This is a genomic window from Streptomyces sp. NPDC004752 (genome assembly GCF_053601275.1).
In genome coordinates, this window is the sequence record NZ_JBSGBN010000001.1 from 49681 (window position 1) to 73226 (window position 23546).

Annotated in this window: 22 protein-coding genes and 3 pseudogenes; 14 read left to right on the top strand and 11 right to left on the bottom strand. The window is 68.9% G+C overall.

Annotated features, from left to right (window positions below; translation table 11 throughout):
* Positions 1-610: 610 nt before the first annotated feature.
* Together ACWEKM_RS00235 and ACWEKM_RS00240 are read right to left on the bottom strand one after the other, a co-directional pair.
* Positions 611-1324 (bottom strand): DUF4232 domain-containing protein, encoded by a 714-nt coding sequence (locus tag ACWEKM_RS00235; protein WP_451618867.1) that lies wholly within the window; start codon positions 1322-1324, stop codon positions 611-613.
* A gap of 331 nt (positions 1325-1655) precedes the next feature.
* Positions 1656-2642 carry an aldo/keto reductase gene (locus tag ACWEKM_RS00240; protein ID WP_451618868.1) on the bottom strand — a complete coding sequence of 329 codons (987 nt, stop codon included), beginning with the start codon at positions 2640-2642 and terminating at the stop codon, positions 1656-1658.
* A gap of 99 nt (positions 2643-2741) precedes the next feature.
* Between ACWEKM_RS00240 and ACWEKM_RS00245 the strand changes: the two genes are divergently transcribed.
* Both ACWEKM_RS00245 and ACWEKM_RS00250 read left to right on the top strand, forming a co-directional pair.
* Positions 2742-3344: a TetR family transcriptional regulator gene (locus tag ACWEKM_RS00245; RefSeq protein WP_451618869.1), complete on the top strand. Its 603-nt coding sequence runs from the start codon at positions 2742-2744 to the stop codon at positions 3342-3344.
* A gap of 303 nt (positions 3345-3647) precedes the next feature.
* Positions 3648-4118, top strand: coding sequence for an RICIN domain-containing protein (locus tag ACWEKM_RS00250; RefSeq protein ID WP_451618870.1), 471 nt, complete (start codon positions 3648-3650; stop codon positions 4116-4118).
* Between the two features lie 66 nt (positions 4119-4184).
* On the opposite strand, the gene ACWEKM_RS00255 is transcribed toward ACWEKM_RS00250, so the two are convergent.
* Positions 4185-4376 (bottom strand): hypothetical protein, encoded by a 192-nt coding sequence (locus ACWEKM_RS00255; RefSeq protein ID WP_451618871.1) that lies wholly within the window; start codon positions 4374-4376, stop codon positions 4185-4187.
* A gap of 219 nt (positions 4377-4595) precedes the next feature.
* Positions 4596-5537: a phosphotransferase gene (locus ACWEKM_RS00260; RefSeq protein WP_451618872.1), complete on the bottom strand. Its 942-nt coding sequence runs from the start codon at positions 5535-5537 to the stop codon at positions 4596-4598.
* Positions 5538-6210: 673 nt separating this feature from the next.
* Between ACWEKM_RS00260 and ACWEKM_RS00265 the strand changes: the two are divergent.
* Positions 6211-6420 (top strand): annotated as a pseudogene (locus ACWEKM_RS00265) (helix-turn-helix domain-containing protein); the annotation flags it as partial.
* 354 nt (positions 6421-6774) lie between these two features.
* On the opposite strand, the gene ACWEKM_RS00270 reads toward ACWEKM_RS00265, so the two are convergent.
* The 3 genes and pseudogenes from ACWEKM_RS00270 to ACWEKM_RS00280 form a co-directional block, all read right to left on the bottom strand.
* Positions 6775-8223, bottom strand: coding sequence for a flavin monoamine oxidase family protein (locus ACWEKM_RS00270; RefSeq protein WP_451619012.1), 1449 nt, complete (start codon positions 8221-8223; stop codon positions 6775-6777).
* Between the two features lie 315 nt (positions 8224-8538).
* Positions 8539-8739: pseudogene (locus tag ACWEKM_RS00275) on the bottom strand (Lrp/AsnC family transcriptional regulator); the annotation flags it as partial.
* A gap of 263 nt (positions 8740-9002) precedes the next feature.
* Positions 9003-9896, bottom strand: a complete 894-nt coding sequence (locus ACWEKM_RS00280; protein WP_451618873.1) for a helix-turn-helix transcriptional regulator — start codon at positions 9894-9896, stop codon at positions 9003-9005.
* Positions 9897-10129: 233 nt separating this feature from the next.
* Between ACWEKM_RS00280 and ACWEKM_RS00285 the strand changes: the two genes are divergently transcribed.
* The 4 genes from ACWEKM_RS00285 to ACWEKM_RS00300 are packed head-to-tail and all read left to right on the top strand — an operon-like array spanning position 10130 to position 12997.
* Positions 10130-10891 (top strand): nuclear transport factor 2 family protein, encoded by a 762-nt coding sequence (locus tag ACWEKM_RS00285; RefSeq protein WP_451618874.1) that lies wholly within the window; start codon positions 10130-10132, stop codon positions 10889-10891.
* A 32-nt stretch (positions 10892-10923) separates the two neighbouring features.
* The gene (locus ACWEKM_RS00290; RefSeq protein ID WP_451618875.1) at positions 10924-11859 is read left to right on the top strand and encodes a protein-ADP-ribose hydrolase; all 936 of its coding nucleotides are present in this window, start codon (positions 10924-10926) and stop codon (positions 11857-11859) included.
* Positions 11856-12743, top strand: coding sequence for an NAD-dependent protein deacetylase of SIR2 family (locus ACWEKM_RS00295; protein WP_451618876.1), 888 nt, complete (start codon positions 11856-11858; stop codon positions 12741-12743). Before ACWEKM_RS00290 ends, ACWEKM_RS00295 begins: the two co-directional genes overlap by 4 nt.
* Positions 12740-12997, top strand: coding sequence for a nuclear transport factor 2 family protein (locus ACWEKM_RS00300; protein ID WP_451618877.1), 258 nt, complete (start codon positions 12740-12742; stop codon positions 12995-12997). The genes ACWEKM_RS00295 and ACWEKM_RS00300 overlap by 4 nt, the downstream gene beginning before the upstream one ends.
* A gap of 39 nt (positions 12998-13036) precedes the next feature.
* Here the strand turns inward: ACWEKM_RS00300 and ACWEKM_RS00305 are convergent, their stop codons facing one another.
* Together ACWEKM_RS00305 and ACWEKM_RS00310 are read right to left on the bottom strand one after the other, a co-directional pair.
* Positions 13037-13351, bottom strand: coding sequence for a hypothetical protein (locus tag ACWEKM_RS00305; protein ID WP_451618878.1), 315 nt, complete (start codon positions 13349-13351; stop codon positions 13037-13039).
* 378 nt (positions 13352-13729) lie between these two features.
* The gene (locus tag ACWEKM_RS00310; RefSeq protein ID WP_451618879.1) at positions 13730-15628 is read right to left on the bottom strand and encodes an NAD(P)-binding protein; all 1899 of its coding nucleotides are present in this window, start codon (positions 15626-15628) and stop codon (positions 13730-13732) included.
* Positions 15629-16153: 525 nt separating this feature from the next.
* Here ACWEKM_RS00310 and ACWEKM_RS00315 point away from each other — a divergent pair.
* The 4 genes from ACWEKM_RS00315 (at position 16154) to ACWEKM_RS00330 (ending at position 19244) form a co-directional block, all read left to right on the top strand.
* On the top strand, positions 16154-17338 hold the full coding sequence (locus ACWEKM_RS00315; RefSeq protein ID WP_451618880.1) for a hypothetical protein: 1185 nt from the start codon (positions 16154-16156) through the stop codon (positions 17336-17338).
* Positions 17316-18098 carry a hypothetical protein gene (locus ACWEKM_RS00320; RefSeq protein ID WP_451618881.1) on the top strand — a complete coding sequence of 261 codons (783 nt, stop codon included), beginning with the start codon at positions 17316-17318 and terminating at the stop codon, positions 18096-18098. Before ACWEKM_RS00315 ends, ACWEKM_RS00320 begins: the two co-directional genes overlap by 23 nt.
* 152 nt (positions 18099-18250) lie before the next feature.
* Positions 18251-18619, top strand: coding sequence for a hypothetical protein (locus ACWEKM_RS00325; protein WP_451618882.1), 369 nt, complete (start codon positions 18251-18253; stop codon positions 18617-18619).
* A gap of 205 nt (positions 18620-18824) precedes the next feature.
* On the top strand, positions 18825-19244 hold the full coding sequence (locus tag ACWEKM_RS00330) for a hypothetical protein (RefSeq protein ID WP_451618883.1): 420 nt from the start codon (positions 18825-18827) through the stop codon (positions 19242-19244).
* Positions 19245-19459: 215 nt separating this feature from the next.
* Here the strand turns inward: ACWEKM_RS00330 and ACWEKM_RS00335 are convergent, their stop codons facing one another.
* The gene (locus tag ACWEKM_RS00335; RefSeq protein ID WP_451618884.1) at positions 19460-20047 is read right to left on the bottom strand and encodes a TetR/AcrR family transcriptional regulator; all 588 of its coding nucleotides are present in this window, start codon (positions 20045-20047) and stop codon (positions 19460-19462) included.
* A gap of 52 nt (positions 20048-20099) precedes the next feature.
* On the opposite strand from ACWEKM_RS00335, the gene ACWEKM_RS00340 reads away from it, so the two are divergent.
* The gene (locus tag ACWEKM_RS00340; RefSeq protein WP_451618885.1) at positions 20100-20942 is read left to right on the top strand and encodes an alpha/beta fold hydrolase; all 843 of its coding nucleotides are present in this window, start codon (positions 20100-20102) and stop codon (positions 20940-20942) included.
* A 175-nt stretch (positions 20943-21117) separates the two neighbouring features.
* Here the strand turns inward: ACWEKM_RS00340 and ACWEKM_RS00345 are convergent, their stop codons facing one another.
* The gene (locus ACWEKM_RS00345) at positions 21118-21999 is read right to left on the bottom strand and encodes an MFS transporter (RefSeq protein ID WP_451618886.1); all 882 of its coding nucleotides are present in this window, start codon (positions 21997-21999) and stop codon (positions 21118-21120) included.
* A gap of 128 nt (positions 22000-22127) precedes the next feature.
* Here ACWEKM_RS00345 and ACWEKM_RS00350 point away from each other — a divergent pair.
* Positions 22128-22655: pseudogene (locus tag ACWEKM_RS00350) on the top strand (sigma factor-like helix-turn-helix DNA-binding protein); the annotation flags it as partial.
* Positions 22656-22811: 156 nt separating this feature from the next.
* Positions 22812-23537 (top strand): dienelactone hydrolase family protein, encoded by a 726-nt coding sequence (locus ACWEKM_RS00355; RefSeq protein WP_451618887.1) that lies wholly within the window; start codon positions 22812-22814, stop codon positions 23535-23537.
* Positions 23538-23546 lie beyond the last annotated feature (9 nt).

Here is a 23546-nt window from a genome sequence, read left to right on the forward strand (position 1 = left end):
GTCGTGTCAAGCCGTCGGAGGAGCTCTTTCACGCCCAGCATCCGCCCCGCGCCCCCGGACGTCTCATCCAGCAGCGAGCTGCCGCTTGGCGTGGTGTCGTCCTCGCTGACTACCGTAAGCACAGGCGCAGTTCGGCTCTCCTGCCCCCGCCCGGCCTGCCCCGATCAGCGCTTTCCCGGCGGCGCCGCCGCGGGCCGCAAGGCCGCGGTCGAACACATCGACCTGCACCTGGCCCACGTCCGCGCGGGCGGCGGACCACGCGGCGAGGCGTGGTGTGCCTGCCGCGCCGCCGACTGTGCGTGGCCGCCACCCCCGGCTGCCAGATCGCGCAGCGGATCGCGCTCCACGACCTTGAGCCCGACGTGCTGCGGGTGGAACTCAAGGGTGTCCCCGCATCCGTCGCCACGAGGCCCACCGATCCCCCGTACGCGAGGATGTCGACGAGGGCCACGTGGGGGCGCAGTGACCGGGCCAGGCGAACCGCTTCTATTCCGTCGGCGGCCTCGTCGACGGCGCGCACGTCGGGTTGGGCGTTGATGATGTGTCGTAGGCCGCGTCCCGCGCTGGCCTGGTCGTCTGTCGGCGGGCGTGGCGCCCTGGGACGTGCGGGTCAGCCACCTTGGCCGATGCCCCCGATCGGGCCGACCTTCACCGGGGAGCCAGTACCGTCCGTGACGGGCAGCGTGTCGGCGCCCGGCCAGTCGAGGGTGACCGACTTCGTCTCGCCCGGCGGGGTCACCACCAGCCCCGTGACGCGGACCCCGGAGCCGCCCGACTTGTTGATCGGGTAGTTGATGCCGAAGTACACCGACTCCCCGTCCTTGAGGATGTCCGGGTCGGCCGGCTCTCCACTGCGCTTCGCGGACAGCGCCCCCTCGCTGGTCTTCAGGTCTACACCCGCGAACCCGGAGACCGTGCAGTCCCGGCCACCAGCGTTCTTCAGCGTCACCGCGACGGTGCCATCGCCGTCGCCGTCGATGGTGCGGTCCGCCGCCGTGATCTCCAGCTCGTCGGTGCGGCACTTGCCGGCCTTGCCGTTCTCGTCGGAGCCGGTCCCGGCGGCCGTGCCCTGCCCGCCGGAGTCCTTCCCGCCGCCCTGGTCCGAACCGCCCGAGCCCGAACCACCGCCCTGGTCCGAACCGCCCGAGCCCGAACCACCCCCCTGAACCGAACCACCCGAGCCCGAACCACCGCCCGAGGAGGACGCAGTGGACACGGGCGACGGATCGCTCTGTCCCGTGCCGTCATCGTCGTTCTGGCAGGCCGTGAGCGAGAGACCCGCGGCAACGGCCAGGGCGGCGAGGGTGAGCTTGTGAACGCGCATCATTTCTTCCTCAGCATCGGTTGGGGGTGCCGACTGCTCGGCACGAGTCGGTACGAGCGAGTGTTTCTGAGCACCAAGATTCGCCCGGCCCGGCGAGCGTTCCGCCCAACCGCCGCCTAATACAGTCCTGTTACACCCCAGTCGGGCACACCGCACTCCGCCGACTGGCCGGGACGACGGTTCCCGCCACCGTTCCGGGGCCGCCCGGCCGACGTCCGCCGACCCGGAGATCAGGGCGGCCCTGCGGGGACGGTCGGCTCGCGGTCGCGGCGCCGGGGCCCTCGGGCAAGGCCCCGGCGGTGCCCGTGCGGGCGTGACTCCGGATTGGGGCTCAGATCCAGGTGGGCAGGTGGCTTTCGGCGTAGCGGGCTCCGAAGCCGCCGTCGGGGAGGATCGCGTCGATCGCGGCGAGATCTGCGTCGGTCAGAGTGACGGCGGCGGCGCCGACGTTCTCCTCGATGCGCTTCGGGCTGCGGGTGCCGGGGATGGGCACGATGTGCTCGCCCTGGGTGAGCAGCCAGGCCAGGGCGAGCTGGGAGACGGTGATGCCCTTGGTGGCAGCCAGTTCGCTGAGCCGGTTGACTACCTCGACATTCTTCTCGAAGTTGCCGGGCTGCCAGCGGGGGTCGCGGTTGCGCATGTCGGTGGCGTCGTACTGGCCGGCGGGCTTGGCGGTGCCGGTGATGAAGCCGCGGCCGAGTGGCGAGTAGGCGACGAAGCCGACGCCGAGTTCATCCAGGGTCGGGAAGAGCTGCTCGATGTCCCGCTCGAAGAGGCTGTACTCGGTCTGGAGGACGGAGACCGGCTGGACGGCGTGGGCCTTGCGGATGGTCTGGGGGCCGGCCTCGCTCAGGCCGAAGTACCTGACCTTGCCTCCGTCGATCAGCTCCTTGACGGTGCCCGCAACGTCCTCGATGGGCACGTCCGGGTCGACGCGGTGCTGGTAAAGGACGTCGATGTGGTCGACGCCCAGGTAGCGCAGGCTGTTGTCGGTGACCTTCCGGATGTTGTCCGGGCGGCTGTTGAGGCCGTAACCCTGCTGTGTTCGGGAGGCCAGGTCGAAGCCGAACTTGGTGGCCAGGACCACCTCGTCGCGGAAGTCCCTGACCGCCTTGCCGAGCAGGATCTCATTGGAACCGGTGCCGTAGCCATAGAGCTCGGCGGTGTCGAAGAAGGTGACGCCCAGGTCGTGGGCGCGCCGGATGGCGGCGACGCCCTTCTGCTCGTCGCCGGGGCCATAGGCCATCGTCAGGCCCATCGAGCCATAGCCGATCGCCGAGACGGTCAGGCCCTGGCTCCCCAGTGTCCGCTGTTGCATGACGCACTCCTCACGGTCAAACCAAACGGTTCGGTTCTGAGCGTACGCCGGGCTTTCCGCTCTTCCAAACCGAACCGTTTGGTCAGATAGCCTGGAGGTGTGATCTCCTCGACCAGCGCGGACTCCACCCGCGATCGCATCGTCACCGCGGCCAAGGACGAGTTCTCCCGGTACGGGATTGCCGGCGCACGCATCGAGCGCATCGCCAAGGCCGCGAAGACCAGCAAGGAACGTCTCTACGCGTACTTCCGCAGCAAGGAGGCCCTGTACCGGTTCGTCGCCGAGCAGGAACTGGCCGCGGTGGCCGAGGCGACCCGTATGGACCCCACCGACCTGCCCGAATATGCCGGACGGGTGCACGACTACTTCGCTGCCCACCCCGAACACTTCCGCCTCATCAGCTGGGGCCGGCTGGAACTCGCCCGGAGCGACGCCGACGCCGGTGACCCGACCCTGGAATCCGTACGCCGTAAGGTCGGGCAGCTGCGCGAGGCCCAGGAGGCCGGGCATCTGGATCCGGCCTGGGACCCCATCGACATCCTCGTCTTCGTCAATCAGATCGCCATGTCCTGGGCCGGACAGCTTGATCTCGTCCAGGCGGTCGCCGACCACGTCCGCGACCCCTCCCTGGCGGCCCGCCGCACCGCCGTCGTCGCGGCCGTCCAGCGGCTCTTCCCTGCCGGTGCGGGAACACATTACTGAGACACGGCCTTCAGGAGTGCCCAACGGGCCATCACGGTTGCCCGGATGAGTGATCCGGCCACCTGGAGGCGGCTCCAGCCATCCGGCAGGGGAGATCCAGCCTGCTGCCGGATACACCGTCCGCCGAACCCGGCAGCAACCTGGGGACATGGCATGCAGCACAGGGACAGGCACCCGGTGAACGGGCGCACTGCAGCGGTGACCGGGAGGCCGCCCTCGTGGTGCGCCACATGATCCGCCCTTTTTGGCCATATCTGAGACTAATGATGGACATGACATGATGCCGGAAATACCCTCTGGTGCATGAGATCCTCCTTGTTGCGTAAGCGTGGCATCTCCGCGATGTCTCTCGGGATTGCAGCCGCCGCTGTTTCGGTCTTGGCGGCGCCCCCGGCTCAGGCCGCGGCCACATACTGGCAGTTCAAAAGCATCGAGACAGGAACATGTCTGACCGGAGGGACAAGCGGGGTCGCCTGGGCCTCCGCCTGCACCGGCAGCCAGAACCAGCAGTGGGACTGGGTCGGCGACAGCAGTGGCGCGGACTACCCCCAGCTCAAGAACAGGGCCACCGGACTCTGCCTGGCCACCGACAAGGCAACCAACTTCAATGCGGTCTGGACGAGCACCTGCACGTGGACGCTCGGCCAGCGCTGGAATTTCGAGGCCACGACAGGGCAGTTCACTTCGGCCCTCGGACAGGCGCTCAAAGCGTACTCTGACGGCTCTCTCCACACTGTGCCGGGCAGCTACCAGGCATGGGACGGCTGGCATTAGAACTTGAGGCAACCCGGAACACCCGGGCCGGGGCGGTGGTGAAGCGTCCCGTGCCCGGCCCGGCCGTCAGTCGAGACACCGCCGAGCCCGGCACTGTGCGGGTTCCTCCTCACCGGTCAGGACGACATCCGGCGCTACGTCGCAGTCGAGGAAGCCGACGGCCTGGTCGCGGCCGACGTGCACCTCACCGGCGCCTTGACCGCGCTGCTGGCGGCTCTCCGGGCGCTCGTGCGCGAGGAGGAACGCTGACCAGGACACCGGGGGCACATACAACTGCAAGGCCCCGACGGGGTGGTGGTCAACCTCAATCGCTGGGTCGAGGGCTTGCCCACGTTCGACGGCCCGAACTCGGCGACAACCCCCTTGGTCGTCAAGGCCGTCAGGGGCTCACCGTGCCGTTTCCCCTCCCGGTGCGCGGGTGTTGTCGCCGTGAACGGAGTGCCACGATCGGCCCGCACCCCGGCAGAGGCCGCCCGGCTACTCGGCCGAGGGGCGTCCGGTGATGTCCGACAACTCCTCGTACAACCCTGCCAATGCGGTGTGATCGTCGTCGGTGCCCGTGTGCGGCGCGGCGAACCAGCGCGCGTAAGCAGCGATCTCGGAAAGCCGCCAGTCGAGCACGAACAGCTCGACCATCGCCGGGTCGGGGTTCAGATCGGCGCCGGTGGCCGTGCCGAGCAGATCGGCGTAGTCCCGCTCGCGCGGCGCGAGAGCAAGCGACTCCCAGTCGACCAGCTTCAGTCCACAGACACCTATGACCTGGTTGGCGAAGTGCGGCTCACCGTGAGTCGGCACCCAGGTGTCCCGGCGGGTCCATGCGATGTCCGCCAGCTCCAGGTAACGAACGGTCCAGCGCCTGATCGCGTCGCAGCGGGCGGCGAGTGCGGCCCGCGCCTTCTCTGCCAGGGGTCCGGATGCCCAGGGCCGGGCAGTGCGAACGCGTACCTCATCGGCGAACTCCGGGCCCACCCGTGGAGTCCAGTGCTGCAAGCTGTCCGGCCGCGCTGCCCGATGCAGAGCGGCCAGCGCGGCGACGACCTCATGGACGTGCTGGGGCTCTCGGGCCTCCGCCGCGGTCGGAGACCGCCCGTCCAGCCACGGCGTCACGCTGAGCACGCCGGGCCCGACATCGACGGTAAAGCCCCCGGACCGGGCAGGCACCGGCGCACACACCACATCCAAGCCGCCGGCCGCCAACGCGGCGGCCCCCGCATAGGCAGCCTCCAGCGAAGTCGCGGTGTGCCAGGGCGCCAATTGGTCCAACGTCACAAACAGAGTCGTGTCGGCGCCGCACACTCGCCAGTGGTACGCGCCGAACCCCCAGGGCAGGTAATCGACTTCGGCAGCCCGAGGCAGCCAGTGGGCGGCGACCGCTCGTACGACCGCGTCATCGCTGATGAAAGAGGGAGGAGAAAGCACAATGCCCGATCCTAGGCAGCGCGGTAGGCCACCGGCATGCTATTTCACCGTCGGCCACTTCCACCGGGAACGCCACCCGCGCTGCGACCGGCTGCCGCTGCGAGGATGTCGGCCCTGGGTCCGCTACTCGATCCGCGACTCGGACTGGATGTCGTAGAGAGCACGTGGCAGGAAGGGGACCTTGCGGGCGTCGGTGCGCGTACGACGGCACCTCTTCGGAAGGTTCAGAGCGGAGTGTGGGGTCAGCGGGGGGCAGAAAGGCGAGTTCCCCCCTTGAAGCCACGCCAACAGCCCTCCGTTCGGTGCCACCGCTACCGCAGACAGGCAAGGGGAACGGTGGAAAGGGAGCTATCTGACCGCCTGTGGCGAGGTCCCACACCCGCACTCTCGACGCCGACGACAGCGACAGCGACCGGTCAGCCGTCCAGCCGACTGTTCGTGCCCTGTCGAGGCCACGGCGTCCGGTTGTGGCTCGTCCTTCAGCGCCAGGCTTCCGCTGCGCCACTCGCGTATTCGGCAAAGGTGACCGGCGCCCGTCCGGTGACGTGGAGCACGTCGTCGGTCGGCTGCGCTGCCTACACCTTGCCGGCGTGGCTGTCCTCGGTCAGTGCCACCGCCGCGACCGCGGCCACGTCCGCCACCGAGACAGGAGCCACGCGACCGTCACCGGCCGGGACAGCCGCGACACCTGGCCTACGTCACCGCGTGGCGGATGACGGTCGCCGCTCGCCTGCTGCGCGAAGGGTCGGCACCACTGCGCCGTATCGCGCGCGAGGTCGGCTACGACTCGGAGTTCGCCTTCGCCCGTGCCTTCAGGCGCGTCGTCGGCCGGCCCCCCGGCCACTACCGCGCCGCACACAGGCCGGAGCGGCCGGAGCGCTGATAGCGCCGTCCAAGTGGGAAGTACAGCACCCGGTCAGGCACGGACCGCACGCCCTGTCAGGAGGGTGACATACGGCGTCAACAGGTACCGGACGCGTGGGCGGCCCGGGGTCCTCGTCCAGGCATGGCCGCACGGGCCTGACTGGTCATCACAACCCAGACAACTCATGCGGCCCCGCCGGCCAACCTACGCCCTGGACCCGACACCGTCACCGCACTGAACGGGGTGCCTGGCTGCGGCGAAAAGCCGCCTGCACCTTCCCCGCCGCCTCCGCGATGTCACCCATCGCCTCTGCCGTCCCTCAGAAGCGGACCGGGGGCATGAGCAGAAGCTGCACCGTTGAACCCGGCTATGTCACCTCGAAGGGCTTACGCCCCGTGTGAGCTCGGCCAGGGAGATCGGTGAACCGAGGATCCGCTCGGCCGCGCGATGCCCTGAGTTGAGCGCGCCGTGGACGGTAGCTGGGTCGCGCCCCCAGGTCGCTTCTCCCGCAAAGTGGAGAACGCCGTCGACGGGTCCTGCCATCGCATCGTGATCGTCGTGCGAAGAGCCGACGGCGACGTAGGAGTACGAGCCGAGGGCGAGAGGGTCGATGCCCCAGCGTGTGATCCAGTGCGCCACGGGCCCGGGGACGGAGTCGCCGTAGATCTTGCGGAGGGAGTTGAGCACCGACGAGACCACCTCTTCGTCGGTCTTCTGCTCGATCTCCCGCCCCCAAGCACCGCCGGCGAAGGTCAGCAGCATCGGCTTGCCGCTCACCACGGAGACGTCGTACCAGGAATGCCAGGGGACGCCGGCCTGGCCGTGCTGCCGGATCGCATAGACATCGTCCTGCCAGAACCGGTCTGGAAACTGAAGGAAGACCTTGTTGAACACGCCCATTCCAAGTCGAGCGACAGGTCCCGCAACGGCGTCGGGCAGAGCGGGCGTGAAGTCGATCGCCCCTGCTTTGAGCACGCCCAACGGCACTGTGACGATCACGTGGGCGGCCTCGAAGGACTCGTCCTCCGTGTCGACTCGCACCCCTGTGGGCGACCTGGTGATGGCGGTCACGGTCATTCCCAAACGCACGTCGAGGCCCTCCGCGAGCGCCCGGGGAAGCACATCGTAGCCACCCGGGAAGATCACTTCGTCACCTTCGATGGTGTCCTCGTCGAGGGCGTGTGCGGCGACCTGTTCGACCTCTGCGCCGCATTGTTCCTCCGTGCGATGCCGATAGAACGCGCGGACCCGTTCGGCGCGTTCGGGTTCCCATCCGGTCGCGGCAAGGGCGCGCTCGGCCGCAGTGGCGTAACTCTCGTCGTGACCGGACCCCGCGACGGTCAGCTGGAAAAGGTCATCTGCCGTGTCGACGTCGCTGTTCCATTGTCGTGTCGCGTCGTCGTCCAGCAGGCGCCGGGATTCGTCGTAGTCGGCGATCGGCCGCCCGCCGGCCTGGAAGCTCCCCACCGTGAACTCGCGCGTCTCCATCCCGAGCTCGGCGACAAGTCCCGTGAGTGGGTTGCCGGTGAGGCCATGGATCCATGAGGCGCCACGGTCGACGGAGAACCCTGCCGTGCGGTCCGTCCACATCCGCCCACCGACGCGGTCTCGCGCCTCAAGGACGACCACACGTTGTCCTGCGGTGTGAAGCAGTCGCGCTGCGGTGATGCCGGCGATTCCCGCGCCGACGACGATAGTGTCCATCATCTTCTCTCTTCTCCAGGTCTTGAGGTCGGATCTGCATGTCGGCTGTCGGCTGTCGGCTGTCGGCTGTCGGCTGTCGGCTGTCGGAGGCAGGTGTGCCGTCGACGGCGAAGCTATTCATTCAGGCGCGAGCACCTGGGTGTCAGGGTTGAGGGAATGCTTGCGGAAGTAGTCACGGGCGCCGGGGGGCATCGCCCGGACGAGCATGAGGACGGCGCCGAGTACCAGCGAATCCACGCCGATGAGGAAGGCGCTGCCGAGTCGGTGAGGTCAGGGGTGTCAACGCCACAGAGCGTGTGAGGAGGCTGGGCTCGAGAGTCGCCTTCTGTGCTGCGTGATCGGCTCGGGTCGTCGGCGTGCGGCGGCTTGGACGGACCCTGCGTACGCCGCCGGGCCCCGACCTGCGGATGTGCGACGTCAGAGGGCGTAACGCGCCATTGTCCGCTGCCCCATGGTCATCGGATCGGCCACCCCGAGGACTTGGACCGTTTTGCTGTCGATCAACCGCTGCATCCGCTGCAACCGCAGCCTGGCAGCCGAAGGCGACAACCCCACCTGCGGCCTCAGATCGGCATAGGAAATCCGACCGTCGACCTGCGGCTCCCGCAGGATGGCCCGGTCGATGTCGTCCATGAAGTACTTCCCTCTTCTACGCAATCGGCAAGCAGCACCACAGTTTCAAGCATATTGACGGATAGCAGCGCTCGAATCAACAGTTTCAGCGAGAGAATCGAGCTAAGCGCAGCGCCCGGGGGTAGCAGCGGAGAACGCGCCGTCGTGGATGCGCAGGGTGCGGCGGTCGCCGTGGAGGAGGTCGAGCACGGGGAGCACGGCGATGAGATGACTGGTCGGCTGTCGCAGGACCTGGCACTCGGCGCCGTCGGTCGCTGTGCAGTTCAGCGTGAGGTGTGGCCACGGACCGTGTCGCGGAAGGCGATCGGGGTCTGTCCGGTGCGCTGGTGGAAGTACTTGCTGAAGTGGGTCGCGCTGGGGAAGCCGAGGTGGTCGGCGATGCGGGCGGCGGTCTGGTCGGTGTGGGCGAGCAGGCGTTTGGCTTCGAGGACGACACGGCGGTCGATGAACTCCTTGGCGCCGAGGCCGGCTGTGGCGAGGGTGGCGCGGGAGAGGGTGCGGGCCGAGTAGCCGAGGGTGCTGGCGTAGTCCTCCACGCGGCGGGTGCGGGTGAAGTCCTTCTCGACGGCGTCACGGAAGCTCAAGTAGGTGGAGCTGGGTTCGGGGGCGGGGCGGCCGGCCGGCGCCGTGAGGTGGGTGAGGCGCAGGACGAGGACGGACAGCAGGTGGCGCAGGGCCGCGGTGTGGACCTCCAGCGGCAGCTGTCCGAGTGCGTGGAACTCGGCGGTCAGGTGGTCGGCAGCCATCCCCAGGGCTGCGGCGTCGTCGGGCAGCGGGCGGTGGAGGACCGGCAGGTGGGAGTCCCTTTCGGCGGCGGTGGTGGTGGCCGGGTCGAGGAAGTCCGGCCGGAAAAGGATCAGGGTGCCCTCGGCGTGGGTGAGGTCGCCCCACTGCTGGACCTGGCCGGGGCGTACCCAGAGCCAGGAACCGGGATCGAGGGCGAAGGCGGCGAAGTCGACCGTGTGCCGCAGGGTGCCGTCGGTGAGCGCGAGTAGGTGGTGGAAGTCCGGGCGCTGGGGGAACGCGAGGTATCTGGTCGGCACGCGGTGGCGCAGGTCGGCCAGGGAGAGCACCTCGACCCCCGCGGGGATTCCCACTGGCGCGACGAAGGGGATCTCGGGGATCTCCCGGACGTCATCATGTCGGTTTTTGGCCATCACTAGTCGCGAGTGTATCCGTTTGCTGCTGTTCAGCCCGCTTAGCTTGGAGGTGTTGCCCTTCCGGCACGACGTAGCTGTCGGAAAGCAGTCATGAAGGGAGGAGTGTGGTGTCTGTTGCGGAACGGGTCCAGTTGACCTACGCATTCGACCATCTCGCTCGATGAGTACCTGGCCACCGCGTCGTCCTGACCCCACGCCTCCCCACTCTGTTATCCACAAGGAGAATCTCCATGAGCAATGCCAAGCACATCGTTGTGACCGCCACCGACGGGCTGTTCGGCAAGCAGGACCCGAGCGCGGTGGACCGCTGGGTGGCAGCCGACTACACGCAGCACAGCGCCCTGGCCGCCGATGGCCCCGAGGCCCTGCGCCAGCTGGTCGCCGGCCTCGGCGACGGCTTCCGCTACGACGGCTCCCGCGTCCTTGCCGATGGTGACCTGGTCGCCCTGCACGGCACCTACCACGGTTTCGGGCCCGAGCCGTTGGTCGGCTTCGACATCTTCCGCGTCGACGGCGAAGGCAAGCTGGCCGAGCACTGGGACGCCCTGACCCCGCGGGTCGAGAACACGGTCTCGGGCCGCTCGCAGACGGACGGCCCCACCGAGATCACCGACGCGGACAGGACCGAGGCCAACCGCGCCCTGGTCGCCGAGTTCGCGCAGAAGGTCCTGGTCGGCGCCGACTATTCCGTGCTCACTGATTACATCTCCACCGAGACCTACGTCCAGCACAACCCGGAGGCCGCCGACGGCCTGGACGGGTTCGGTGCTGCTGCCGCGAAGTGGGCCGAGCAGGGCAAGCACCTGGTCTACACGAAGGTCCACAAGGTCATCGCCGAGGGCGAGTTCGTCCTGCTGCAGTCCGAGGGCACCTTCGGGGTCCCGGTGACGTACTACGACCTGTTCCGTGTCCAGGACGGCAAGATCGTCGAGCACTGGGACGTCATCACCCCCGTCCCGGCCGAACTGCCGCACGGCAACGGCCTGTTCTGACCGGCCCCCTTGCGCACCCCCAGGAGAAACCCGTGCCCGCCGCCGCGCCCCTCACCGCCTATCGCACCCAGATCGCCCTGGACGCGCCGTTCCGGCCTGCCCCGACGGTTGCCGGTCGCGCGGAGTGGCCCGGCCTGGTCCGCAACGCGCTGCGTCTGCTCGCCGACGACCCGGCCTGGGCCCGCGTCGGGTTGCAGGGCGAGGACGCCGACCGCGTCGATGACGTACGGGCGCGGCAGCTCCTGCGCGCGGTGCTGACCGTCCGCGACCCGGGTCCGTTTCCCGAGGAGACGATCCGGGCGCTGGACGCCCTGCTCGACAGCGAGCGGCTCGCCCGTCCCCTCATGGATGCGACCCGGCTGCCCCTGCTCGCCGAGGAATTCCCGCGCACGGCGTATCCGGCGGCCGGACACACCGTGCTCTGGCAGGGCGACATCACCGCCCTCGGCGCGGACGCGATCGTGAACGCCGCCAACAGAGCCCTGCTCGGCTGCTTCCTCCCGCTGCACCCGTGCATCGACAACGCCATCCACAGCGCCGCAGGTCCGCGCCTGCGCGAGGACTGCCGTACGGTCATGTCCCTGCAGGGCGGCCATGCGGAACCGACGGGGACCGCCAAGATCACTCGCGGCTACCACCTGCCCGCCCGCTACGTCCTGCACACCGTCGGCCCCGTCGTCGACGGCCCCCTGCGCCCAAAGCACGAGCGGGCGTTGGCGGCCTCCTACCGCGCCTGCCTCGACCTCGCGGCCGAGGTGGACCACCTCCGCACGATCGCGTTCTGCGGTATCAGCACCGGGGTCTTCGGCTACCCCAAGGCGCCCGCCGCACGTACCGCCCTGGACACCGTGGCCGAATGGCTCGAAGAGCACCCCGGGCGGCTCGACCGCGTGATCTTCAACGTGTACGCGGACGACGACCGCGCTGCCTACCTCCACGCCCTGACCGAAGGAACCGCGCCCCGATGAACCAACCGGAATTCGACCTGGAAGCCGCCGCCGACACGGTCCGCACCTGGCTCGAGAGGGCCGACCGGGTTCTGGTCACCGCCGGGGCCGGACTGAGCGCCGCCGCCGGATACGACTACGGCGACGCCGACCGCTTCCGGGAACTCTTCCCGGCCCTGCACCGGCTCGGTCTGCGCTCCCGCTACCTGGTCGGTGTGCCACTGCCCCCGGCCCTGCTCTGGGGCTACTGGGCCGTCCACATCGACGACATCCGCTACAACCCCGCCCCCAACCCCCTCTACCAGAGACTGCGCGCGCTCGTGGGCGACACGGACCACTGGGTGATGACCTCCAACGTGGACGCCCTGTTTGCGCGCAACGGCTTCGCCCCTGACCGCATCTTCACCCCGCAGGGTGACTACGGCCGCTACCAGTGCACCACCCCCTGTACCCCGGCCACCTGGGACAGCAGCCCACTCGTCGAACGTCTCCTCGCCGCATACGACCCGGCCACCGGCGCCGTCACCGACCCCCAGGCCCTCCCCCACTGCCCGAACTGTGGCGGCGAGGTCGAGATCAATGTCCGTATCGGCCCCGAGTTCATCGACGCCCCCTACCGCCCCGCCGGCGGCCGTCTCCAGGACTGGCTGAACACGACCCCCGCCGACACCCACCTGCTCATCCTGGAATTCGGCGCCGGCTTCAACACACCCGGCGTCATCCGGTGGCCCGGCGAGCACCTCACCCGCCGCTTCCCCAGCGCGCGCCTCGTACGCGTCAACCCCACCCACCCGGAGACCCCCGCCGACCTCGCCGACCGGGCCCTGCCAATCCCCACCGGCGCCAAACGCCTGCTCGACGCACTCGCGCCGTACCCGGCGCCCCACCCTACGGTGACCCCATGAGCGACCTCCAGCAGAACAAGGCCACGGCCAAAGCGTTCTACGACCTGATGTTCAACCAGTGCCGACCCGCCGAGGCGATCGAACGCTACGTCGGCGACACCTACATCCAGCACAACCCGCACGTCGCCGACGGCAAGCAAGCATTCATCGACTACTTCGACCGCATGGCCGCCGAGTATCCCGGCAAACACGTCGAATCCAAACGCGCCTTCGCGGAAGGCGACCACGTCATCCTGCACTCGACCTACGGATGACCGGTGTTGGCCCGCGTGAGAGCGGTTGGACACGCTCAGTCATAGGCCCTCTATCCAGCTGCTCAGCGCCTGGAACGTCACCGTCACGACGGCGATCACCACCTTCAGGAGGTAAGCGAAGCCGTCGGTGCCCCAGATGATCGCGATGATCACCAGCAATCCGAGACACCCGAGGCAGCCACTCTGCTGCCGTGTGCTCGCATCGGCGGAGGAGCCCATCTCGTCAGATGGCTTGCTGCGCCGCCGCTGTTTCTCTCGCCGTTCGGGTCCGGATTCCTTGTAGTCGCAATCATGGTCGTCCCAGGAGATACCGTTCCAGACACCGTACCGCCCGCACCTGCACCTCTTCTCCATTCAGCCACCCCGTTCGTACGCACCCGTCCACGGCTCCCGAGCGGGAGATGCCCACGGCGCTGCGCTGCTCAACATGACTCAGCGAATCCGGCTCAAACCCATGTTCGCCGTGTTGAGTTCGTGCCGGTAACGCGGGTCCTCAAAGTTGGGCGGTGTGGAGGTGTCCGCGGGCTCGGCGGGTGGTGACGGGCTATGCCCGGGTCTGGGGCACGCTGGTGGCGGCACTGGCCGGGGCGGACGCGCAGCCTGGTTTCAGCAAGGAACCTGACAGCCCTTCACCCCACGCCGACCAGCTGATCAGCACCTCCCGCGCAGCGGGGGAAGCCCACCCCGCCCGGCACTGCCGGGCGGGAGCCACAGAGAACAGACGACGGTAGGTCAGACGAGATCGGACACCGCACGGTACGCGGCGTCGAAGGCGGCATGTGTGTAACCGAATGCCTGCGCATCGGAGTTGGCGATGGCGATCCGGCCGACGGGCCTGCGGGCTTTGACGTAGGGCCGCTCCGACTCGGGCAGGAGCAGGGCGGGGTCGTCGAGGGAGTTGTATTCGTAGGCATAGCCGTGCGCCCACCGGTTGACGGTGATCGCGGTGATGTCGCGGGCCGGGTCGAAGCCGTGATCGGTGAGGGAGCGGGCCATCGAGTCGCGGATCTCACGCTCGAAGTTCTCGAAAGGCATCCTGATGAGCTGTCGGCGGCCGGCTTTGTGCTGCTCGCGGCAGACCAGGCCGGGGGCATTGGGAGTGGCCGACAGGGAGACGACGGTGGGCAGTTCGGGCCGGTGCGGCATAGCGAAGTCGCCGATCTCGGTGACCGTCGGCAGGCCGAAGCCGCTGAAGAAACCGGAGGGCGTGCTGACGCGGGAGACCCGGGCCGCGGCGAAGGGCCGCCAGTTCTTCAGCGCGACCCGCGCGTACACCAAAGGCACCTTGACGCCGTAGCGCATCGCGGTCACCTGTTCGTCGGGCAACTCGGGGACGAGATAGGAGGTGACGGAGTTCCAGCAGGCCATGACGGCGCCCTTGGCCTTCACCCGGTAGCTGCGGCCGCCCTTCGAGTAGCCGACGACCACTCCGTGCCGGCCGTCATTGCGTACCTCGAACGCCGTGCTGGACAGCCGGACGCGGACTCGGTTGCCTGGGTGGTCGAGTCTGCTGTAGTCGGCCTTTGCGGTGACGATCTCCCGCCAGTCGGGGCGGCGCACATCGAAGGCGTGCGGGACGAGCTTGCTGACGAGCAGGCGGGCGATCGATGCGTTTCCCTCGGGGAAGTAGAAGTTGCCGTCCTCCTCTGTTTCCTTCAGGTGCATCAACGGCGTGAAGCCGGCGCCCGGCCACGGAGCGTCGGTGAGTCCGAGTCCCCCGAAACCCGGCTGCCCGGTCGCCCACGCGTCGGCCGCGGCAACCCGGTCGGCGTTGACGCCCCACAGGCCGTTCGTGCCACGCTTGACGACCTCCAGGGCGTCGTCGTCCAGGCCGATCTTCTCCCGCAGGTAGGTCTCGTACGGAGTGCGCGCGAGGATCTCCTTCTTCTGGGCGTCGGTCAGGCCGGGATAGAAGTCCTCGGTCGTGGTGTGCAGGCGCACCAGGGCCGACCGGCTTGCCTCGCTCATCGGCAGCTTGGCGGCGTACGACGCCCAGGATTCCCCCGGTTCTCGGGTGACCAGATGGTCCTTGCCCCACCGTTCGGCGGTGAACAGGGTGGCGCTGCGCAGGGAGTAGGGGGCGTAGGCGTTGTCCTTGACCGTGGCTTCAAGTGCCTTGAGGTCGACGCCGAGATCCTTGGTCAGCAGATCGCGGGCCTCGCGCGACCAGGTGCTGGGAGTGTCGATGTTGACGGTGCCGCCGTTGGACAGCAGCAGGGTGCGGCCGACGTGGAACTCGTTGCGCCGGGCATGCCCGCCGAAGTCGTCCAGGGCATCCAGGATCAGGACGCGGGCGCCAGGGCCTGCGTGTTTGCGGTAGAGGTAGGCCGCTGCGAGACCGCTGAGGCCGCCACCGACCACCACCAGGTCGTAGGACTCGTGGGTGTCGGCGATGGGTCCTGCCTCGAAGTCGCCGTCACGGACGGCGTGCGCGACGTCGTAGGCGCCCGGCTGCTGCCCTCTCAGTCCGGTCTGGGTAGGCGGGTACGGTGGCTTCCGGCTGTGCCGGCCGTGGCCGTGTGCGGCGGGCGCGGCCTGCGCGGCACCCGGAAGGGCCGTGGCGGCCGCCACCCCGGCCGCAGTGACTGCCACGCCGTCCAGGAAGTCGCGGCGTGTGATCTTCCGTCCCATGCCGAGCTCTTGATCGCTGAATCTGGGCATGCCATACCCCCCACAATAGTTTGCGGATTTCGGAGATGGAGCACGTGATCGTTACGCTAACCAGTCATGGACGTGCAGTAAAGAACGGATTTCGTTGCAAACAGGCGATTTGAGTACGGAATTCGTAGCCACATGATGCGGTAAGAGACGACTTGTCGGCGGCTTGTTCTGCGCGCTCCCACCGTTGGGAAACGGGTCCGTGCAGGTCCGACACGTAGGCACGACGAGCGACCCAGGAGCGCGCGCTGCTTCAGCGCGATGGCCGTCGCACACGTGGTGCCTCTGCGTTTCCGCGCGTTCGACACGGGCCGACCGTCACCGACCTGGCACCCACGGGTAGGCACGTCAGGCTGCACGACAACGGGCCGCGTCCACGCCCAGGCCGGAGATCATTTACGGGACTTCCTCGGGCGAGGCGGCAACGGCTCTAGCATGGTCCGGCGGTACAGGTGAGAGCCGATGTAACAGGGGGACCTTCAGATGGATGCGGCAGCGGTGCCAGAGCCGGTCACGCCGGATGCGGCCACCTATACGGTGGTTACCCTCGGCCCGTCCGGAGCCGGGAAGACGGTCTATCTCGCGGCACTGTGGCAGGCGCTACGGCTGGAACATCCGAAGTTCAACTTTCACCTCCGGCTCGACGACCGTCTGCAGGAGGACAAGCTGACCAAGGTCTTCCAGGAGGTCGCCTCACCAACCGACAGATGGCCGCTGCCGACGGACGGTCTGACCATCCCCGAGTGGGTCTTCTCCTGCCGGGTCAACAGCCCACACGGCCGGTTCGATCCCATCCGCGTCCGGTACATCGACTACGCCGGCGAACGCCTGACGCACCCCCAAGAAGGCAGCGCAGAACAGGAGCGTCTGGAGGAGACACTCCGCAACGCAGACGCGCTCCTGGGACTGCTCGACGGGCGCAAGGTGCTCGACCTGATGCGCGGCGACACCCGCTTTCTGGACGAGGACATGCCGCACGTCTTCTCACTGATGCAGAACTGCCAAGGTCCGATCCACTTCGTCATCACGAAATGGGACCTGCTGGCCGGTCACTACAGCCTCCGGCAGATCAAGGAGCGGCTGCTGGAGCATCCCGACTTCAGATCCCTGGCCGACAGCCGGAGGAGGTGGGACGCCGGACGAATGCCGGTGCCCCCGGGGCGAGTCAGGCTGATCCCTGTCAGCTCGGTCGGCCTCGACTTCGCCTTCCTCGACAGCGAAGGCACGATGCGCAAGAAGGCGAACGCCCGGCCCCGGCCGTTCAACGTCGAGGTGGTCTTCGCCACGGTGCTGCCCGACCTGGTCGTCCGCGCACATCAGGTCGCTGTCAGGAACCGCAGACAGGAGCGGGCGGCCGGCCACGGCGCCGTCGGCCAATTCACGGCCGCCCTGCTCCAAGGCGCCACGACGCAGATCTCCACGCTCCTGTCCCTCCCCGCCATCCACATCCCCGCCAGCCTCTTCTCAGCCTTCCTGACATTCGGATGGCGTAGGGCCGTCGGCGTCGAACTCCCCAAAGGGGAGCTGCGCCGCGCCAGACGACTCCAGCGATCGATCCTGAAGCGCAGCATCAACGCCGTAAAGGACGATGTATCGGCGGCGCACTTCATCCTGCATCAACTCGTCGGCGTGCTCCAGGAGTTCGAGGAGAGCTCAGAGAATGACGGAAGCCTGCTCAGCTGACCACCACGCACCCACCGGAGCAGAGGCCCTCTTCTGGCCCTTCCTGATCACCCGCGGACACCGGGTGGGGTACCGGGTGATTGCGGCGCCCGACTTTCTCGTCGCCGCCCGGCTCTCCGGCCTCCTCTTCGACCTCGCGGGCGGCAGCCCCACCGGACCGGACCGGGCGCGGTACCGACTGGCCGTCGACACCCCGGTCGGCCACCTCCTCGTCATGTTCACGGTACGGCTGGCGGATTCCTCGGCACTCGGGCAGACCGCGCCCGGCACACCGCTGTTGGACGAGCACTCGCGGCAGATCCCACTGATCGAAGGCGTCGTGGAACGTGGCGAGCGCTTCGCGTCAGACACCGGTGACGGCCCGCTGCGCGCCGGACGAACCGTATGCGGGCCGCTGTTCTCCGGCTTCTGGGAAGCGGGGGATGCCTGGACCGGAACGACGGCCACGGCGGCGTTCCGTATGGACCGACGGGCCGGCCGCGCCATCGGGTGGGAACGGCTGGAGCCCTTCCGCCCCGGCGGCTCCGCCCGGCCGACGACCGTACGGTCCGGCGACTCCGCCCGGCCGGCACCCGTGCGGCCCGTCGGCGGCAGGTCGACCAACTCGGTGCCGCCCGGAGGTGTATCGGCCGCCCCCGCGAACGATGTGGGCTCCGCAGGGAAGGGAGAGCCGACCATGTCTTCCCGTGGCCCGCTTGGCGGGCTGGGGGAACTCCTGCGGAGGCTGCTCGCCTGGGCCGTCGGAAGCCGCAGATCTTAGCCGGATCTGCGGCGGGCCGGTGCGAGTCGCCACAGCGCGCTTTTCGGCGAACGTACGGGCGAAATTGCTCGCGAAGTCGCTGGTTCTCCTCGGTGAGGCGCCGGATGCGGACGTGGGCGGCTTCAAGTCGTCGCGGCAAGGAGGCGTCAAAGGTGCGCCGGCGTGCGGGAACCGGTGATGTGGGTTCCCGGCGGCAGGGGTACGCCAACGAGGTCGCGTTGCGTTCACTGCTGCACGCCGCCGACGGCGAGGGTTTCACCGTGAACCTCACCGGCCCGGAGACGGCCTCGGTGCGCCGTCTCGCGCGCTGGTTCGGCGCCGAGTTCGGAAAGGAGCCGTCCTTCGAGGGCGTCGAGGCCGCGACGGCGCTGCTGTCCGACGCTTCGCGCTGCCATGCCCTGTTCGGCTATCCGGACGTCCCGCTGCGCAGGCTCGTGGCGTGGCAGGCCGACTGGCTGCGCCGGGGTCAGCCGCTGTCCCGCAAGCCCACCAAGTTCCAGGTCCGCGACGGAAGGTTCTGAGCCGCACATGACTCCCCTTGAGGTGCTGTCACGGGGCGCCGTCATCCCCGCCCATCTTCTCGCGCTCGACGCCGACCGCCGGTTGGACGAGCGCCGCCAAAGAGCCTTGACCCGCTATTACCTGGCGTCCGGCGCGGGCCGGCATCGCGGTCGCAGTGCACACCCCGTAGTTCGAGATCCGCGAACCCCAGGTCGCACCGTCGCCGTGAAGATCGCCCCATTCGACCGGTACCGCACCGCGGACGTGATCCGGGCGGTCGGCGCGGCGGACCGGGCCGCCGCGGTGACTCTGTACACGGGCAACGACGACGACATCATCGGCGACCTGCTCACGCCGTACGACACCGCGGACGGCCGGCGCTGGTTCGCGGGCGGACTCCTCGGCCAGTGGGCCGTGTGGACCCGGTCGGCGGTCGCGCTCCTGGACGACGTGCGCGCAGCGCGGGCCGGGGACCACGAGGCGATGGTGCGCTGTCTGGCCCGACGGCGCGAGCTGACCGATGCCAACCAGGCAGCGGCTGCATCGCCGGGGCGCACGAAGTACTCCGCCGCCAGGGCCTGTTGGCGGGCACCTGGTGCCTGGACCCGGGCCAGACGCTGTCGCCGGGGCAGACGGAGGAGTTGACCCGGGTGGCAGAGGCGTACCCGTGGCTGACGGACGACGCGTTCGTGAAGGAACACCTCGACGCCTGGCTCGGCTGAGTGGCCCCCGCGGCCCTTGCCGGGGTCGAAGGCGCCCTTGGGCCAGGCCCAGCGGACCGGAGGCCGCGGTGTACAGACCGCGGCCGGCTCGGCCCGGCTTCACGGAGGCGGGAGCGAGCTGTCCGCTGCGGTTTGTTCTCACGGGGCGGTCTTCATCCGGGAGTCGTTCAGCGAAGCGACGTAGGCCGCAAGTGTGCGCCCTGCGGCCAGGAACGGCTCAGCGGACCGCAACCCGCGGGCGAGGACGAACGCTCCTTCGAGCGAGGTCAGTAGGGCGTGGATGACGGTACGGGAGTCCGTCTCGGACAGCCCGCGGGCGGTGAGGTACCGGCTGCCCTCGTCGACCCAGGTTCGCATCACCTCCGCGGCAACTTCGCGCAGTACTGGCTCGGTGTCGGCGATCTCGGCGGTGACGGTGCCGACCGGGCACATGTTGGCCCAACCGGTGTTCCGCATGTCCTCGGCGGCCGCGGTGAACGCCGCCTCGATCCCGACCGCAAGATCGGCGTGAGCGTCGAGCAGCAAGGGCAGGAGCTGGAGGTAGGCGGCCCCGGTCTGCCGCAGCGCGGCCGCCGCGACGTCGCGCTTGCCCCCCTTGAAGTGGTGGTAGATGGAGCCGGTGGGGGCACCGGAGGCACGGGCGAGTTGGTTGATTCCCGTGGCGGCGTACCCCTGCTTGCGCAGCAGTTCCGCCATCGCCAGCGCGATTCGCTCGTCGGTCTTCATGCCCCCATGCTAGAACGGTCCCTCTAGAGAGACCGTTCTAGCGGAGGCTGCCATGCGGGAAGTCGAGGTACCGGCGGGTGTCATCGAATACGAGGTGACCGGATCAGGGCCGCCAGTCGTCCTGCTGCACGGGCTGCTGATGGACCACACGGTGTGGGACCGGGTACTGCCGCTGCTGCCGCAGGGGTTCACGTATCTACGCCCTGTTCTGCCCCTGGGGGCCCATCGGCGGCCGATGAAGCCGGACGCCGACCTCACGCTGCGCGGACAGGTTCATCTGGTGGCCGACTTCCTTGACGCGCTCGGCCTGGATGCCGTCACCCTGGTACACACCGACTGGGGCGGAGCCCTGTTCCTCACCGCCTACGGCCGCGACCGGCGCGTGGCCCGGCAGGTGATCCTCCCGTGCGAGGCGTTCGACAACTTCCCGCCCGGGCTGCCCGGCAAGATGGTGACCCTCGCCGCCCGAGTGCCCGGCGGACTGTGGTTCGCCGCTCGCCAACTGCGCATCGGCTCGCTGCGCCGGCTACCGATGCTGTTCGGGCAGATGGCTCGGCGGCCGGTGCCGGACGAGCTCATCCGCCGCTGGACCGAACCCCTCCTCGGCGACCCCCGCATTCGGCGTGATCTGCACGCCTACTGCAACGGGCCGTTCGAAAAGGAGGAACTCGTTCGCGACACCGAGGCACTGCGCCGGTTCACCGGGCAGGCGCTCGTCCTGTGGTCACCCGGCAACCGCGTGATGCCGCCCGAGCACGGCCACCGCCTGGCGCAGCTGCTGCCGGCAGGTCAGTATGCCGAAGTACCCAACGCATACGTGCTTTCGATGCTGGACGAGCCCGAGACCGTGGCGCGTGAACTGGGCCGGTTCTTCACCTCTCCCGCTGCCCGGTAGCGTGCCCCGGACCGGGCGCTCAGCACACAGGCCTGCCGGCCGAAGCGCTCAATCCGCGTCGGCGGCGGTGCGGCGGGAACGGCAGCGCAGACGTCGGTGGCCTCGACCCGTCCGGGCCAGGGCCGCCGACGTCCCCGCGGCTGTCCACGGCCGCGGTGGACAGTCGGCGGAGGGATCAGGGGTGAGCGAGCACCGACTCGGCGTCCTCGGTGACGGCCTGGTGTGTGGGGCGCTGGGTGTTCATCAGGAGAGCGACGATCAGTGCGCCGGCCAGGAGGATGCCCGCTGCCCAGGTGCCGGCTGTCGCGAACCCTTCCAGCATCGCCTTCTTGGCGAAGACCGGGCTCCTGCCCTGCGAGGCGTGCGAGGCCAAGTAGTCCGCGGTGGCGCCGGCGGCGATGGTGTTGAGCAGCGCGGTTCCGATCGAGCTGCTGATCTGCTGCGCGGTGTTGACACTGGCCGAGGCGATGCCCGCGTCGCGCTGGTCGACACCGCGGGTGGCGTAGTTGAAGGCCACAGGCATGATCATGCCTGCCCCGAAGCCGAGCAGGAGTCCCGAGACCAGCACGCCGTCGACATAGCCGGTGTCGGTCTCCAAGGTGCGCAGCCACAACATGCCGAAGGCGATGAGCAACATACCCGGCACGATCAGCGTCCGCGGCGGAACCCTGGGCAGCAGCCGGGCGGCGAGCCCGCCGGCCGACATCAGGACCGCCACGGTCATCGGGAGGAAGGCCACGCCCGTCCTGATCGGCGAGTATCCCTTGACGACCTGCAAGTAGTAGGTCATGAAGAGGAACGCCCCGAACATTGCGACCATGGCCAGTCCCGCGCTCAGATAGGCGCTGCCGCGGGTTCGGTCGGCGATCAGGCGCGGTGGCAGCATGGGCTGCGACACCCGGCTCTCGACGAAGGCGAACGCGGCGAGCAGCACCAGCCCCGCGGCCAGCGGACCCAGGACGGTGAACGGGATCTTGCCGTCCAATGCCCACTGGCGAAGCGTCATCGGGTGTATCCCGAGACGCTTCGCAGCCTTGGACATGCGCAGCAACTCCATGCACGCAAATATACATGCACAACACTAGGGATACTTAATGAAGTTGATGAGCCTGCTGCTGGTCGGCGGCCGGATCGCCGACTACACCGGCCGCAGGCGGACCTTCCTGATCGGGCTGCTCGGCTTCACGGGCGGTGTTCGTGCTGCGCGAGGTGTTCGACCTGGACTACAACGAGATCGCCGAGGCCGTCGACAAGAGCCCGGCCGCGGTGCGCCAGATCGCCTACCGGGCGCGGTCGCACGTCGCCGCGCGCCGCCCACGCGGCATCGTCTCCCCGGCCGAGACCCGAGCCGCACTCGAGGCATTCCAGTGCGCGGTGGAAACCGGCGACCTGCAGCGCCTGATCGACATCCTGGCGCCGGATGTGATCGCCCTCAGCGACGGCGGCGGAATCAAGCATGCCCTGCTTCGGCCCATCGTGGGGGCCGACAAGGTGGCTCGCTTGCTGGCCGCCGGCTGGTGGAGGCGCGACGCCGAAAGGTCGGTCGAGGTGGTGCAGATCAACGGTGGCCCGGGGCTGCTCGTCCGAGTCAACGGGGAGATCGACGGCGTGGTGGCGGTACGGGTCGAGAACGGCTACATCACTGGCGCCTACCACGTGCGCAACCCCGAGAAGCTGTCGCGTGTGGACCGGGCGACCACCGTGCGCCGCTGAGGCCGTGGCGCGATGACGACCGCGGCGATGGACGGCGGCCCCGACAACCTCAGACACCTTCCTTCATGATCGGCTGTGTGGGCTGGTGACCCGCGCTGTTCTGCCGACGGTGAAGACCGGCCCGACCGGCCTCGACCATCACTACAGTCCAGTCTCATGACGACAGTCACCACGCGCACGGTCGAATACCCGGCCGACGGCCTGACGATGATCGGGCACCTCGCGCTCCCCGCCGGTGTCGACCGCCGGCCCGCAGTCCTGATCGGGCCCGAAGGTCCGGGCCTGAACGACTTCCAGCGCCACCGGGCCGACGCCCTCGCCGAACTGGGGTACGTGGCGCTGGCCTTCGACATCAACGGCGGGCGCTGGTTCACCGACCCGCAGGAGATGCTGGCGCGCGCAATCCCCCTGCTCGCCGACCCCGACCGGATGCGGGGCATCGGCCATGCGGCACTCGATGTACTGCGTGCCGAACCGCGGACCGACCCCGACCGGATCGCCGCCATCGGCTACGGCACCGGGGGCGCAATCGTGCTGGAACTCGGGCGCGACGGCGTCAACCTGCGCGCGATCGGGACAGTCAACGCACTCACCACGGGCCGACCGGGCGAGGCGGCACGCATTCGCTGCCCGGTGTGGGCCGGGGTCGGGTCGGAAGACCCGATCATGCCGCCCGCGCAACGGGACGCGTTCACCGCTGAGATGCAGGCCGCGGGCGTCGACTGGCGCCTGGTGGTCTACGGCGGAGCCCTGCACGCCTTCCACCACCCATCGGTCGATCAGACCGTGCTCCCCGGCGTCGGCTACCACCCGCAGCACGCGCAGCGGGCCTGGCGCGACATCGTCGATCTGCTCACCGAGTGCCTGCCTGTAACCCAGTGAGCCGCCATC

Coding starts and splice junctions, on each gene's coding strand:
- ACWEKM_RS00355 (WP_451618887.1), top strand. CDS start 22,812: ATGACGACAGTCACCACGCGCACGGTCGAATACCCGGCCGACGGCCTG.
- ACWEKM_RS00295 (WP_451618876.1), top strand. CDS start 11,856: ATGAACCAACCGGAATTCGACCTGGAAGCCGCCGCCGACACGGTCCGC.
- ACWEKM_RS00250 (WP_451618870.1), top strand. CDS start 3,648: ATGAGATCCTCCTTGTTGCGTAAGCGTGGCATCTCCGCGATGTCTCTC.
- ACWEKM_RS00235 (WP_451618867.1), bottom strand. CDS start 1,324: ATGCGCGTTCACAAGCTCACCCTCGCCGCCCTGGCCGTTGCCGCGGGT.
- ACWEKM_RS00310 (WP_451618879.1), bottom strand. CDS start 15,628: ATGGGACGGAAGATCACACGCCGCGACTTCCTGGACGGCGTGGCAGTC.
- ACWEKM_RS00340 (WP_451618885.1), top strand. CDS start 20,100: ATGCGGGAAGTCGAGGTACCGGCGGGTGTCATCGAATACGAGGTGACC.
- ACWEKM_RS00240 (WP_451618868.1), bottom strand. CDS start 2,642: ATGCAACAGCGGACACTGGGGAGCCAGGGCCTGACCGTCTCGGCGATC.
- ACWEKM_RS00280 (WP_451618873.1), bottom strand. CDS start 9,896: ATGGCCAAAAACCGACATGATGACGTCCGGGAGATCCCCGAGATCCCC.
- ACWEKM_RS00285 (WP_451618874.1), top strand. CDS start 10,130: ATGAGCAATGCCAAGCACATCGTTGTGACCGCCACCGACGGGCTGTTC.
- ACWEKM_RS00345 (WP_451618886.1), bottom strand. CDS start 21,999: ATGGAGTTGCTGCGCATGTCCAAGGCTGCGAAGCGTCTCGGGATACAC.
- ACWEKM_RS00300 (WP_451618877.1), top strand. CDS start 12,740: ATGAGCGACCTCCAGCAGAACAAGGCCACGGCCAAAGCGTTCTACGAC.
- ACWEKM_RS00320 (WP_451618881.1), top strand. CDS start 17,316: ATGACGGAAGCCTGCTCAGCTGACCACCACGCACCCACCGGAGCAGAG.
- ACWEKM_RS00305 (WP_451618878.1), bottom strand. CDS start 13,351: ATGGAGAAGAGGTGCAGGTGCGGGCGGTACGGTGTCTGGAACGGTATC.
- ACWEKM_RS00335 (WP_451618884.1), bottom strand. CDS start 20,047: ATGAAGACCGACGAGCGAATCGCGCTGGCGATGGCGGAACTGCTGCGC.